Source organism: Sphingomonas sp. Leaf231 (genome assembly GCF_001421995.1).
GTDB lineage: Bacteria > Pseudomonadota > Alphaproteobacteria > Sphingomonadales > Sphingomonadaceae > Sphingomonas.
This window is the reverse complement of sequence record NZ_LMLS01000002.1, coordinates 360,357-373,740: the sequence shown is the minus strand read 5'-3', so window position 1 is coordinate 373,740 and position 13,384 is coordinate 360,357. Positions and strand designations below refer to the sequence as shown.

General features: G+C 67.8%; 11 protein-coding genes. 5 read left to right on the top strand and 6 right to left on the bottom strand.

All coding sequences use genetic code 11. From position 1 onward, the window contains the following. Positions 1-55: 55 nt before the first annotated feature. The gene (locus ASE95_RS08030; RefSeq protein ID WP_056634252.1) at positions 56-397 is read left to right on the top strand and encodes a hypothetical protein; all 342 of its coding nucleotides are present in this window, start codon (positions 56-58) and stop codon (positions 395-397) included. On the opposite strand, the gene ASE95_RS08025 is transcribed toward ASE95_RS08030, so the two are convergent. From ASE95_RS08025 to ASE95_RS08005, 5 genes are all read right to left on the bottom strand, one after another. Continuing rightward, positions 388-1,050 (bottom strand): glutathione S-transferase family protein, encoded by a 663-nt coding sequence (locus ASE95_RS08025; RefSeq protein ID WP_056634249.1) that lies wholly within the window; start codon positions 1,048-1,050, stop codon positions 388-390. The two genes, ASE95_RS08030 and ASE95_RS08025, sit on opposite strands and share 10 nt — an antisense overlap. Next, entirely contained in the window at positions 999-1,886 is an 888-nt protein-coding gene (locus tag ASE95_RS08020) for a dienelactone hydrolase family protein (protein WP_056634246.1), read from the bottom strand. Before ASE95_RS08020 ends, ASE95_RS08025 begins: the two co-directional genes overlap by 52 nt. Positions 1,887-2,308: 422 nt before the next feature. After that, positions 2,309-2,668: an ATP-dependent Clp protease adapter ClpS gene (clpS, locus tag ASE95_RS08015; protein ID WP_056634244.1), complete on the bottom strand. Its 360-nt coding sequence runs from the start codon at positions 2,666-2,668 to the stop codon at positions 2,309-2,311. A 108-nt stretch (positions 2,669-2,776) separates the two neighbouring features. After that, a complete protein-coding gene (locus tag ASE95_RS08010) occupies positions 2,777-3,601 on the bottom strand; it encodes a phasin family protein (RefSeq protein ID WP_056634242.1) in 825 nt (274 codons plus the stop codon). Between the two features lie 82 nt (positions 3,602-3,683). Beyond that, a complete protein-coding gene (locus tag ASE95_RS08005) occupies positions 3,684-5,309 on the bottom strand; it encodes a PHA/PHB synthase family protein (RefSeq protein ID WP_082450071.1) in 1,626 nt (541 codons plus the stop codon). 210 nt (positions 5,310-5,519) lie between these two features. Here ASE95_RS08005 and ASE95_RS08000 point away from each other — a divergent pair, with 210 nt between their 5' ends. Then, positions 5,520-6,728 (top strand): LL-diaminopimelate aminotransferase, encoded by a 1,209-nt coding sequence (locus ASE95_RS08000; protein ID WP_056634236.1) that lies wholly within the window; start codon positions 5,520-5,522, stop codon positions 6,726-6,728. A gap of 157 nt (positions 6,729-6,885) precedes the next feature. Next, on the top strand, positions 6,886-9,006 hold the full coding sequence (locus tag ASE95_RS07995; RefSeq protein ID WP_056635945.1) for a RelA/SpoT family protein: 2,121 nt from the start codon (positions 6,886-6,888) through the stop codon (positions 9,004-9,006). Between the two features lie 54 nt (positions 9,007-9,060). Here ASE95_RS07995 and ASE95_RS07990 read toward each other — a convergent pair whose 3' ends face one another. Then, on the bottom strand, positions 9,061-10,902 hold the full coding sequence (locus ASE95_RS07990; RefSeq protein WP_082450008.1) for a methyl-accepting chemotaxis protein: 1,842 nt from the start codon (positions 10,900-10,902) through the stop codon (positions 9,061-9,063). A gap of 434 nt (positions 10,903-11,336) precedes the next feature. On the opposite strand from ASE95_RS07990, the gene ASE95_RS07985 reads away from it, so the two are divergent. Next, positions 11,337-12,326, top strand: coding sequence for a M48 family metalloprotease (locus ASE95_RS07985; RefSeq protein ID WP_056634230.1), 990 nt, complete (start codon positions 11,337-11,339; stop codon positions 12,324-12,326). 22 nt (positions 12,327-12,348) lie between these two features. Continuing rightward, the gene (locus tag ASE95_RS07980; protein WP_056634228.1) at positions 12,349-13,368 is read left to right on the top strand and encodes a glycosyltransferase family 2 protein; all 1,020 of its coding nucleotides are present in this window, start codon (positions 12,349-12,351) and stop codon (positions 13,366-13,368) included. The last annotated feature ends 16 nt before the right edge of the window (positions 13,369-13,384 follow it).

Below are 13,384 nucleotides of genomic sequence, written 5' to 3'. Positions count from 1 at the left end.
GCGCCTATCTCCTGATCTGTGCCGCCGATGCGGTGCTTGTGCAAAGGAGCGTACGATGAACCGTTTTCACCTGCTGATCGCCGGCCTGGGTCTTGCCGGCGTCACCGTGCCCATGGCCGCCACCGCCGCGCCGCGTCCGTCGATCGATGCGCGCTTCGACCGGCTGGACCAGCGGATCGACCAGGGCGTACGGCGCGGCCAATTGTCGCGTGGCGAGGCCGGTCGGCTGCGCACCCAATATCGCAAGATCGCACGGCTGGAGGATCGCTACCGGCGCAGCGGCGGGCTGTCGGGCTGGGAGCGACAGGACCTCGACCGCCGCTTCGATGCGTTGAGCGCACGCGTCCGCTACGATCGTAACGACCGGCAGGACCGCAACGACCGCCGCTACCGCTGAGGCGCCTCGGCCAGCAGCGCGTCGTCGATCGCGACGGCGCGCTGCCACGCCGGGCGCTGATGCAGCCGATCGAGATAGCGCATGAACGTCTCGCGCTTTTCCAGCAGGCCGAATTGGGTGAACCAGCCGACCATGCCGCCGACGAACACATCGGCGGCGGTGAAGCGGTCGCCCGCGATATGATCGTGCGCCGCGACCGCATGTTCCAGCGTGTCGACCGCGCGGTCGAAGCTACCATAGCCGACCATGCCCTGCTTGCCCTCCGGCACGGTCACGCCCAGCACCTTGTCGACCATCGCCGCTTCCAGCGGCCCGGCGGCGAAGAACAGCCAGCGCAGGTAAGCCGCGCGTTCATTGGCGCGCGGTGCCAGCCCGGCGGCGGGGAACGCCTCGGCCAGATAGGCGCAGATCGCCGCCGCCTCGCTCACCACCGCGCCATCGTGGACGATCGTCGGCACCTTGCCCATCGGGTTCGCCTCCGTCAGCGCGGCGGGCTTGGCGGACCAGTCGATCAGCGCCGTGTCGTAGGGCTCGCCCACTTCCTCCAGCATCCAGCGGACGGTGCGCCCGCGCGACATCGGGTGGGTGAAGAAGGTCAGGGTCACGTGCGTGCATCCAGATGCTGGTGGAGGAAGGCGGTGGTGCGGCCCCATGCCAGGTCGGCGGCGGCCTTGTCATACCGTTCGGCGGAGGTGTCGTTGTTGAACGCATGGTCGACGCCGGGATAATCGAACGCCTCGACCGGCCTGCCCGCCGCCTTGAGCGCCGCCACCCATGGCGCGCCGGTCTGCGCCACGCGCGCGTCCTTGCCGGCGTAATGGAGCATCAACGGCACGGCCAGTCGGGGCGCCTCCGCAGGATCGGGGGCCGGCCCATAATAGCTGACCGCCGCCGCCAGTCCCGGCCCGGCGGCAAGCGCGACCCGGTTGACCAGCGCCCCGCCCCAGCAGAAGCCCACCGTACCGACCCGTCCGGTGCCATGCGACAGCTTCCCCAGCCGCCCGACGGTGGCCACCGCAGCCGCGACCACGGCCTCCATGTCGGCCGTGCCGATCATGTCGCGCGCCACATTCTCGTCGGCGGGGGTGCCGCCCTGCGCCGACAGGAAATCGGGAGCGACCGCGAAGAACCCGGCCAGCGCGATGCGCCGCGCCACATCCTCGATATGCGGTTGCAGCCCGCGGTTCTCATGGATCACCATCACCGCGCCGACCGGCGCGCCCGCATTGCGCGGCGCGGCGAAATACCCGGTCATCCGCGCGCCGCCACCGATCGCATAGCCGCCTTTGCGCGTCACCAAGCGCGGATCGCCCGGCTCGGTCAGCGCGGCGGCGGCGGGCGACGCCGCGATCCCGACAATCAGCGCCTCGGCCGCCGCGACCGATCCGGCGAGCGCCGTCATCTGTCGCAACAGGGTCCGCCGATCGCGATGTTCGTGGGTGAAGGCGTCGTACAGGCCGACCGCCCGGTCGCGCAGGGTGGGATCCATGACGTTTTTCCTCACGATTCGCGGGGGCTGGACCGTCAGCCTAGCGGGAAGCGGCAAAGGGAGGAAGGTCGCGCGTCCTTCTGTCAGCGTACGGTACGGCCGGCGTCATCCCGCCACCGGGCTGGCGCGGTTGACGTGGCGCGGAGGCAGCGCCGATCGCGACCAGCACGCCCGACGTGCGCCGCCCCCTCGGCTGTGGCGACCGAGGGGCGTAAGCGTGCGGACGAACGATGCGGCACCGAAAAGGCGGGAACGGAGGACGAGCGATCGACGGGCCGCCGCGTCCCTGACGTGATCCGCAAGTTCGCTTCTGCTCCGGGCTGCGCCAAATTCAGCAGCCCGAGTGGTGCCCGGCACGGTGCGGGCGGAATTTCCCTGGAAAGAACGTCGGTCGACGCGAACTCCGCGACACCGGTCGCAGGTTATGCCTTCTCCAGCGTGCATTGCAGCGGATGCTGGTTCTGCCGGGCGAAATCCATCACCTGGGTCACCTTGGTCTCCGCCACCTCGTAGCTAAATACGCCGCACACGCCGACACCCTTTTGATGGACGTGGAGCATGACCTGCGTCGCTTCCTCCATGCTCATCCGGAAAAAGCGTTGCAGGCACAGCACGACAAATTCCATCGGCGTGTAATCGTCGTTGAGCATCAGGACGCGATACGGCGTCGGCTTCTTGGTGCGGGTCCGCGTCCGGGTGGCGATGCCGACCCCGGTGCCGTCACCGTCACCGTCGGCATCGTCACGCTGGCCCGCGGCCTTCGGAACATTCAACTGCTGCATGGACACCGCGCGAATATGGCATCGACAGCGGCAAGGGCAAGCCCCACCGCGACGCGAAACGGGGCGGCCGCGTCACCGCGACCGCCCCGTTCGTTGATCGCTAGCGGATCAGCCCGCGGTGCGGAACTTGTCGCCGGCCACCGCCATGCGGTTCTGCAGCGGCTTGGCCACGTCGCCGGCCAGCTTCATCGTCGCTTCGGTCGAACGCGACGCTTCCTTGACCAGCGCGTCGAGCGACGAGCGGAAATAATCCGCCTGGATCTGCATCATCTCGGCCGGCGACTTCACCGATGCCAGCGTCTGGATCATCTGCGCGGTGCTGTCGTAGCGGGCGCGCGCGAAGCTGGCTGCTTCCTGACCCATCGTCTCGATCGCCTGCGCCGCGATCCGCGCCGACTCGACCATCGCCTCGACATTGCCCTTGCCGAATTCGGCCATGTCCTCGGCAACCTTGCGGCTCTTCTCGACCGCGCCGCGGGTCTGCTCACCGACGTTCGCGAACGCGGTCTTGGTCTGCTCCTGCGCCTTTTCGGCGAACGACGTGACGGTCTCGTTCATATTCGCTTCCTTCTTTTCAAAAGACGCCGCGGGAGCGGCGGGTTCGTAAGGGGTCTCGGTGACGGGCGCTGCGGCGACCGGCGCGGTCTGCGCGTCGTCCGGCGTGCCGGTATCGGCTTCCCGCCGCTCGACCGGCTGCTGTTCATCGGCCTGTTGCCGCGAGTCGGCGCTGTCGGGACTCGTCTGCTCGACCACCGGGGCCGGCTCGTTTGGCGCGACGACGGCAAGGATCGACGGAACCTCCGGCTCGGCCGGCAATGGCGGCAACACCGGCACAGCGGGCTTCGCATTGCCCGCCCGCGACAATCCCCGCGAACGGCCCTTTACGGGCGCGCTCGCCTTCTTGCTCTCGATCTTGCCGGTTCCGTCCACCATCCGTGCCCGCTCCGTATTTGCTGCGGTGCACAATAGCGGGTCGTGCAGCCTGTATCAAGCCCTTTTGTGCAGCGCAGCATTGTCAGCGGGCGCGGACGTAGCTGCCCGGCGCATCCTCGATCGCAGGGAGCGCCCCGGTGCCGGGCACGCGCGCGCCATCCGCGGCCACGCTGTCCGGGCCGCGCCCACGCAACCAGTCCGCCCAGTCGTTCCACCAGCTGCCCTTCACCTCGCGCGCGGCGGCGACGAAATCGTCGAGTGACTCGGCGGGCGCATCGCTGATCCAATGCTGGTATTTGTTCGCCGCCGGCGGGTTCACCACCCCGGCGATATGCCCCGACCCCGCCAGTACGAAGCGCTGCGGGCCGCGCAGATGATGGGTTAGCTTCCACACGCTTTCCGCCGGCGCGATATGATCCTCACGCCCGGCCTGGATGTAGGCCGGCGTCCGAACCGTGGTGAGGTCGAGCGGCACACCCGCCACCTGCATCGCGCCGGGCTCCACCAGACGGTTGTCGCGGTACAGATCGGTCAGATACGACAAGTGCCATTTCGCGGGCAGGTTGGTGACGTCGCCGTTCCAGTGCAGCAGGTCGAAGGGGGCGTAATCCTTGCCGAGCAGGTAGTTGTTGGTGACGTAGTTCCAGATCAGGTCGCGTCCGCGCAGCAGGTTGAACGTCATCGCCAGATAGCGTCCGTCCAGATACCCGTTCGGGCTGAGCGTACCGATCATCTTCAATTGTTCGTCGTCGACGAAGTGCAGCAATTCGCCCGCGCGGCTGAAATCGACCTGCGCGGTCAGGAAGGTCGCGCTCGCCACCTTGTCCGCCTCGCCCCGCGCCGCGAGCAGCGCCAGTGTCGCCGCCAGCGTGGTGCCCGCGACACAATAACCCACCGTATGCACGGCCGGCACGTCCAGCAGCGCGCGGATCGTATCGACCGCCTCGATCTGCGCCGCGACGTAATCGTCCCATGCCACGTCGGCCATCGACGCATCCGCCGACTTCCACGACACCATGAACACCGTCACGCCCTGCGCCACCGCCCAGCGGATGAAGCTCTTCTCCGGCGTCAGATCGAGGATGTAGAAACGATTGATCCATGGCGGAAAGATCACCAGCGGCGTGGCCAGCACCGTCTCCGTGGTCGGCGCGTACTGAATCAGTTCGTACAGCGGCGTGCGCTTCACCACCTTGCCCGGCGTCGCCGCCAGGTTGCGCCCGACCTCGAACGCGGTGCCATCGGTGTGGGTCAGCTGGCCCTTCCCGATGTCGGACAGCATGTTGTTCAGCCCGGTCAGCAAATTCTGCCCGCGCGTCTCGATCGTCTTCTCGATCACCTCCGGATTGGTCACGGCGAAGTTCGACGGGCTCATCGCATCCACGAAGCCGGTGGTGGCGAAACGCAGCTGCGCGCGCGTCCGGTCGTCCACCCCCTCCAGCGCGTCGATGCTGCGCAGCATGTGGTCGGCGATCAGGTCGTAGCTCTGCCGCATCCAGTCGAACGCCGGGTTGGCGCGCCATGCCGGATTGGCGAAGCGGCGGTCCTTCTCCTTCGGCCGCTCCGCCGCGTCGGCGGCGGGCGGCGCGACGAACCGCTGCCACATGTCGAGATAGCCGGTCCAGAAATCGCGCGCCTGTTCCGCGACCTGCGCCGGCGGTGCGAGCGGCACGCCCGATTCGAGCATCATCTGCTGCGCACGCCCCATCAACCACGTCCAGTGCTGAAGGTCGGCAAGGTTCGGGGTCGGCGTCTCGTTCGGCGGCTTCTGCTCGGTCACGCGGGCTATCCTCTTCGCACCGGATATAGCGTAACCATGTTGCAGGGCGAAGGCGCGCTCATGGCTTTTTCTTGCCCCGGGGTGCCGCGCGGATGCGATAGCGGGTATAGCGCGCGCACCGAGAGGAGTGCCCTGCCCGTGTCCGACGAATTCTACCGCATGAAGCGCCTGCCGCCCTACGTCATCGCCGAGGTGAATGCGATGCGGGCACAGGCGCGCGCGGGTGGCGAGGACATCATCGATCTCGGCATGGGCAATCCCGATCTGCCGCCGCCGCCGCACGTCATCGCCAAGCTGGTCGAGGTGGTGCAGAAACCCGATGCGCACGGCTATTCGCAGTCGCGCGGCATTCCCGGCCTGCGGCGCGCGCAGGCGAACTACTACGGCCGGCGCTTCGGCGTCGACATCGACCCCGAAACCGAGGTCGTGGTGACGATGGGGTCGAAGGAAGGGCTGGCGAGCCTCGCCACCGCGATCACCGCGCCCGGCGACGTCGTGCTGGCCCCCAACCCCAGCTACCCCATCCACACCTTCGGCTTCATCATCGCCGGGGCGACGATCCGCGCGGTGCCGACCACGCCTGACGAACATTATTTCGAAAGCCTGCAACGCGCGATGGAATTCACCATCCCGCGCCCCAGCGTGCTGGTGGTCAATTATCCGTCGAACCCGACCGCGGAGACGGTCGACCTCGCCTTCTACGAACGGCTGGTGGCGTGGGCGCGCGAGAACAAGGTGTGGGTCCTGTCCGACCTCGCCTATTCGGAGCTGTATTTCGACGGCAAGCCGACCGTATCGATCCTGCAGGTGCCGGGCGCCAAGGAGGTTGCAGTCGAATTCACCAGCCTGTCGAAGACCTATTCGATGGCAGGGTGGCGGATCGGCTTCGCGGTCGGCAACCGCAAGCTGATCGCGGCGATGACCCGCGTGAAATCATATCTCGATTACGGTGCCTTCACCCCGGTGCAGGCCGCCGCCTGCGCCGCGCTGAACGGCCCGCAGGACATCGTCGAGAAGAATCGGGTGTTGTATCACAAGCGCCGCGACGTGCTGGTCGAAAGCTTCGGTCGCGCCGGATGGGACATCCCCGCCCCCCCGGCCAGCATGTTCGCCTGGGCACCGCTGCCCCCGGCATTGCGTCATCTCGGGTCGCTGGAATTCTCCAAGCAATTGCTCAGCCACGCCAAGGTCGCGGTCGCGCCGGGCGTCGGCTACGGCGAGAATGGCGAAGGCTTCGTTCGCATTGCGATGGTCGAGAACGAACAGCGGCTGCGCCAGGCGGCACGCAACGTGAAACGCTATCTGCAGAGCATGGGCGTGAACACGCCGGGCAAGGCGACCGGCTGAGCGACGGCGGACGGGGCGGACCTCTCGCGCTTCGCCCCGTCCGCGCCGACCGCTTTTCCGGGAAATACGGTGCCTATTTGCCACAATCCACCGGGCACCGGCTTTTTTGTGCAACCCAATGTTGCATTACGGCCATATCCGCCCCCATCGTGGTCCCGTGCTGAGACAGTATGAACTGATCGATCGCGTCCTGGACTACGATCCCGACGCCGACGAGGCGATGCTCAACCGCGCCTACGTCTTTTCGGTCAACGCGCATGGGACGCAGAAGCGCGCGAACGGCGATCCGTATTTCAGCCACCCGATCGAAGTCGCGGGCATCCTGACCGAATTGCATCTGGACGGGGAGACGATCGCCACCGCGATCCTGCACGACACCGTCGAGGATACCGTCGCCACCTCCGAGGAGATCGAACGGATCTTCGGCGCGAACATCGCGCGGCTGGTGGACGGCGTGACCAAGCTGAGCAAGATCGAGGCGCAGACCGAGAACGAGCGCGCCGCGGAAAATCTGCGCAAGTTCCTGATGGCGATGTCGGGCGACATCCGCGTGCTGCTGGTGAAGCTGGCCGACCGGCTGCACAACATGCGCACGCTGCACTTCATCCCCAAGCCGGAGAAGCGCCGCCGCATCGCGCGCGAGACGATGGACATCTACGCCCCGCTCGCCGAGCGGATCGGGATGTACGAGTTCATGAAGGAGATGCAGACGCTCGCCTTCGCGCAGCTCGAACCCGAGGCATACGAATCGATCACCCGCCGGCTCGAACAGCTGAAGGAAGGATCGGGCGGGGATCGCATCGCCAAGATCGGCTCGGGGCTGAAGCTGCTGCTCGGCCGCGCCGGGATCGATGCGCAGGTCTCGGGCCGCGAGAAGCATCCCTATTCGATCTGGCGCAAGATGCAGGAGCGCCACATCAGCTTCGAGCAATTGTCCGATATCATGGCGTTCCGCGTCATCGTGCCGGCGATCGAGGATTGTTACAGCGTGCTCGGCCACATCCATCGGCGCTGGCCCGCGGTGCCGGGACGGCTCAAGGATTACATCTCCACCCCCAAGCGCAATGGTTACCGCTCGCTGCACACCAGCGTGATCCACGCCGAGAACCGCCGCATCGAGATCCAGATCCGCACCCCCGACATGCATGCCGAGGCGGAGTTCGGGCTGGCTGCGCATTGGGCCTACAAACAGTCGACCGGCACGGGCAATCCGGTGCGCCCGGACCAGCAGCAGGACTGGATCAAGGATCTGGTCGAGATCCTCGACACCGCCGCCACGCCGGAGGAGCTGCTCGAACACACCCGCATCGCGATGTACCAGGATCGCATCTTCGCCTTCACGCCGAAGGGCGAACTGATCCAGCTGCCGAAGGGCGCGACGCCGATCGATTTCGCCTATGCGGTCCACACCGACCTCGGAGACCAGGCGGTCGGCGCGAAGATCAACAGCCGCGTCGTGCCGCTGTCGACCGTGATCGAGAACGGCGATCAGGTGCAGGTGCTGCGGTCGAAGGCGCAGGTGCCGCAGCCGGCGTGGCTGAAGGTGGCGATCACCGCCAAGGCGCTGGCCGCGATCCGCCGCCACCTGCGCAACGAGGAGCGTGGGCAAACCGTGGCGCTGGGGCGCAAGCTGTACGACGACATCGTCCAGCGGCTGCCCGCGACGCTGGCCGATACCGCGCTGGACGAGGCGCTGCGCCGCCTGAAGCTGCCCGACGAGCCCGCGCTGATGCAGGCGATCGCGCGCCGCACGCTGACCGACGGGCAAGTCATGGAGGCGTTGATGCCCGGATCGGGCGGCGCCGACGTCGCGCACGCCCCGCCGCAATCCAGCGCGATCTCGATCGACGGACTGGCGCCCGGGGTCGCCTACGAACTCGCCGATTGCTGCCATCCGGTGCCCGGCGACCGGATCGTCGGGTTGCGCCGCCCCGATGCCTCGATCGAGGTACATGCGATCGATTGCCGCGTGCTCGCCGACCTCGCCGAGCGCTCGGATGACGAGACCGACTGGATCGACGTGCAATGGGGCAATGCCACGGAGGGGGCGACCGCCCGCATCTCGGTGGAGGTGCGCAACCAGCCCGGCGCGCTGGGCATGCTCGCCACCGTCATCGGGCAGCACAAGGCCAACATCATCAACCTGCGGCTCGACACCCGCGACGCGCAATTCCACACCAACGTCATCGACGTTGAGGTGCATGACGCGCACCAGCTGATGCGCCTGCTCGCCGCGCTGCGCGCCGCCGAGGCGGTCAACGCCGCGGAACGCGTCTGATCCGGCGGGCGTAGCGGCAAACGGCTGCGGCCGCCTGCCACTACGTTCTCCGCGTCAGAACGAACTCCAGTCGTCCTCCGCCACTTCGGCCTTCAACGCCAGGTTCCCGCGCACCGCCGGCATCGCCCGCGGTCGGGGCCGCGCCGCCGCAGGCCGCGTTGCGACGGGGCGCTCCGGTGCGATCGCCGCCACCGCTTCCTCCGCGACGTGGAAGCGGTTGACCTGCCCCTCCAGCGTCACCGTTTCGCTGGTCAGCAGCCGGCACGCCGCGGTCACTTGCTCGACCATCGCCGCATTGGCCTGCGTCGCGCCGTCCATCTCGCCGATCGCGACATTGACCTGCCCGATACTCGCCGCCTGCGCGCCCGCGCCATCCGCGATCACCGCCACGAACCGTGCGATCTCCCCGATCCCGGTCGTGATCGCGCGCAACGACGCGTCGGTTTCCTGCGCCAGTTGCACGCCGCTGCGCACGCGCTGCACCGTGTTGGTGATCCGCGCATTGATGTCACGGGCGGCGTTGGCCGACCGCTCGGCCAGCGCGCGCACTTCGCTCGCCACCACGGCGAAGCCCTTCCCCGCGTCGCCCGCGCGCGCCGCCTCCACGCCGGCGTTCAGGGCCAGCAGGTTGGTCTGGAACGACAATCCGTCGATCAATGCGATGATCTCCGCGATCTCGTTGGACGAACGCTCGATATCGCCGATCGCGGTCATCGTGCGGCCGACGATCTCCTCGCTGCGCCGCACGTCGGCGGTGGCGCGGTCGACCACGCCGATCGCCGCCTGCGCCTGATCGGCGGTGCCGCGCACCGACGACGCGATTTCGGTCACCGCCGCCGCGCTTTCCGCCAGGCTGGCCGCCTGCTGCTCGGCACGCTGCGCCAGATCGTCGGTGGCGGCATGCATCTCGGCGGTACTGGTGGCGATCCCGCCCGCACTGCCGCGCACCGTTCCCAGCGCCGAGGACAGCCGCCCGACGGCGGTGTTGAAGTCGCGCTCCAGCGCGGCATAGGATGCGGGGAAGCCGCTCAGCGTGACACGCAGGTCCGAATCCGCCAGCTTCGTCAACGCGGCGCCCACCTCGGTCATCACGTGCTGCTGCTCGGCATCGGCCTGCGCCTTGGCCGCGGCGGCATCGCGGAAGACCAGCACCGCGCGGGACATGCGCCCCAGTTCGTCGCCGCGATCGGTATCCGGCACCGTCAGACCGTGGTCACCCTTCGCCAGCGTGTCCATGATCCCCGTCAGCCGCACGACCGGACGGGCCAGCGCACGCGCCAGCAACACCGATGCAAACCCTGCCACCGCGCACATCACCAATCCACCCAGCGCCAAGGCGATCTTGCCGGTCGTCAGGGCGGCGATCCGCGCGTCGCGCGCCGCCAGACCGTTCGCCGCTTCCTCGTCCCGCAGCGCGCGCAGCGGGGCGAGAACCGGGGTCACCGTCACCGTCTTGCCGACGGCGCGCAAAGCGTCCTGCGCCGCCAGTCGATCGATTCGCGCATGGGCGATCATCGGATCGCCGACGTCGCGGCGCCAGTCGGCGGCGCGCGCCAGCGAATCGTCAACCCTGGCGCGCGCGGCGGGCACATCGGCGTATAAGGCGCGCAATGCCGCCGCCGCGGTGTCCGCTTGCTCCCGCCCCTCGTGATATTGCTTCAGGTAACTTTCTTCGCCGGTGACCAGAAATCCACGCATCTGACTGTTTTGGCGCAATATTCCGATCTCGACCCGCAGCGTTTGCGTGATGGCGTCCTGCCCGCGCGCACTGACGCCGCTGGTCGCCTCAATCCGCCCCAGGATCGTCCACAGCACCGTCATCATGACCAGCACCGTCAGGATCACTGCACAGAATGCCGCGGCGATTTTCCTACCGATCGGCATGGAAGCAAACATCAGGAATCTCCGGCAAACATTGCAGGCGTTCAATGGTCACGAAATCCGAACAACGGGTTAAGTGACTGACGGAACGATGTGTTGGCGGCGCGCCTGCGGCCATGATCTGTCGAGATGCGACGCTTTCGAGGGTCGGACCGTCGCCGGGACTTCGATCGCGGCATCGCCATCTGCCGCGACGTCGCTGTCCTACCATCCTGTTGCAGCGTAAGGTGGTGGTCGCCATGCACCATCGAGCCGCCCCTGCTGTCGTTCGCCCCGCCTACGCTGCCGCGTCGGCGGTCGAACCAGTCGGTGCGGGTCGTGCGAGTGTCTCAACATTCGCAACATTCGCGCCCGCCAGCGCCTCAACATTCGCAACATTGGCCAGCCCGCTGCCGCGATCGAAACCCGCCGCGCCGTCCCGCATTGTTACCGCAAGGGAGAAATAATCCGTGTTCCGATCCGTGCTGCTCGCTACCGCGCTCGCCACCGCCGCCGTACCCGTCGCCGCCCAGTCGATCTCGGCCAACGACAAGGCCGTCGGTGCAAGGGCGAATCCACAGCTGCTCGCCGAATTCGGCGGCAAATACGCCGGACCACAGGCCGCCTATGTCGAACAGGTCGGCAAGAAGGTGGCAGTGCAATCGGGGCTGTCGAACGCAACGGGCGATTTCAACGTCGCGCTGCTCGACTCGCCGATCGAGAATGCGTTCGCGATCCCGGGCGGCTATATCTACGTCACCCGGCAATTGCTGGCGCTGATGAACTCGGAGGCCGAACTGGCATCGGTGATGGGCCATGAGGTCGGCCACGTCGCCGCCCGCCACTCGGCCTCGCGGAACCAGCGCGCGACCATCGGCGGCGTGCTGGCGGCGGTGGTCGGTGCGGCGGCGGGCAATGGCGCGATCGGGCAGCTGGCCGGCACGGCGGCGCGCAGCGGGGCGCAGCTGTACGTCCTGAAATACGGCCGCGATCAGGAATATGCCGCCGACGGGCTGGGCGTGAAGTACATTACCGCCGCCGGGTACGATCCCTATGCCGCCGCCGACATGCTGGCGCAACTCGACGCGCAGAGCCAGTTGCAGGCCGAGGCCGCCGGCAATCGCGGGCAACAGGCGCCGGGCTGGGCCTCCACCCACCCCAACAGCACCGAACGGGTGCGCCGCGCCGCTGCGCTCGCGAAGGCGACCGGCCGTCCGTTGACCGATCCGCCGCAGGACGTCGCGTTCCTGCGCCGCCTCGACGGGCTGGTCTATGACAAGAAGGAAGCGGGGCGTCGTATCCGCATCGTCGCGGTGAAGCGTGGCGACACGATCGCGTCGCTGTCGCGGCAGATGGCGTACGACACCCTCCAGCGGGATCGCTTCATGACCCTCAACGCCATCGAGGAGGATGCGCAGTTGACGCCGGGGCGGCTGGTAAAGGTCGTGACGCGCGGATGACGCTGGGCTAGACGCCGCTGCCATGCATCGTCCCGCGCTATCGGTCGTCGTCCCCTGTTATAACGAGGAAGCCACGCTGCCGCTGCTGCACGCGCGGGTCTCCGCTGCGGCGCGGGGCGCGGTGGGCGACGATCACGAGATCGTGCTGGTCAACGACGGCTCGCGCGATGGCAGCTGGGCGGCGATGCAGCGGCTCGCGGCGGACGATGCGCGGGTCGTCGCGGTGAACCTGTCGCGCAACCACGGGCACCAGCTGGCACTGACCGCCGGGCTGGACCTGTGCGCGGGCGAGCAGATCCTGATCATCGACGCCGATCTTCAGGATCCGCCCGAACTGCTGGCCGACATGCGGCTGGCGATGGCGCGCGAACAGGCCGATGTCGTCTATGCCGTGCGCCGCAAACGACAGGGCGAGACGCTGTTCAAGAAGGCGACCGCCGCCGCCTTCTACCGCGTGCTGGACCGGGTGACCGACACGCCGATCCCGCTCGACACCGGCGATTTCCGGCTGATGACCCGCCGTGCGCTCGACGCGTTCCTGTCGTTGCCCGAACAGGCGCGCTTCATCCGCGGGATGGTGGCATGGGTCGGCTTTCGGCAGGTGCCCTTCCCCTACGATCGTGCAGAGCGGCACGCGGGTGAGACGAACTATCCGCTGGGCAAGATGGTGCGCCTCGCGCTCGATGCGGTCACCGGCTTCTCGACCGCGCCCCTGCGCTGGGCGAGCCATCTGTCGGTGATCCTCGCGGGCTGCTCGCTGCTGCTGCTGTTCTATATCGCCTGGGGCTATTTCGTCGGCGACCGCGTACAGGGCTGGACCTCGACGATGCTGGTCGTCGTCGTGCTGTCGTCGATCCAGATGTTCGTGCTGGGGATGATCGGCGAATATCTCGGCCGCCTCTACATCGAGGCGAAGCGGCGTCCCTTGTATCTGGTCGCGGACATCGCCGGCACCGCGCATGGCCGCGCGACGCTCGGCTTTCAGGCCGCGCGCACCCGCATCCCCGACGAACAGGTCGCCGGACAGCACCCGGGCGAATAGCCGGATCCCCGCCCGG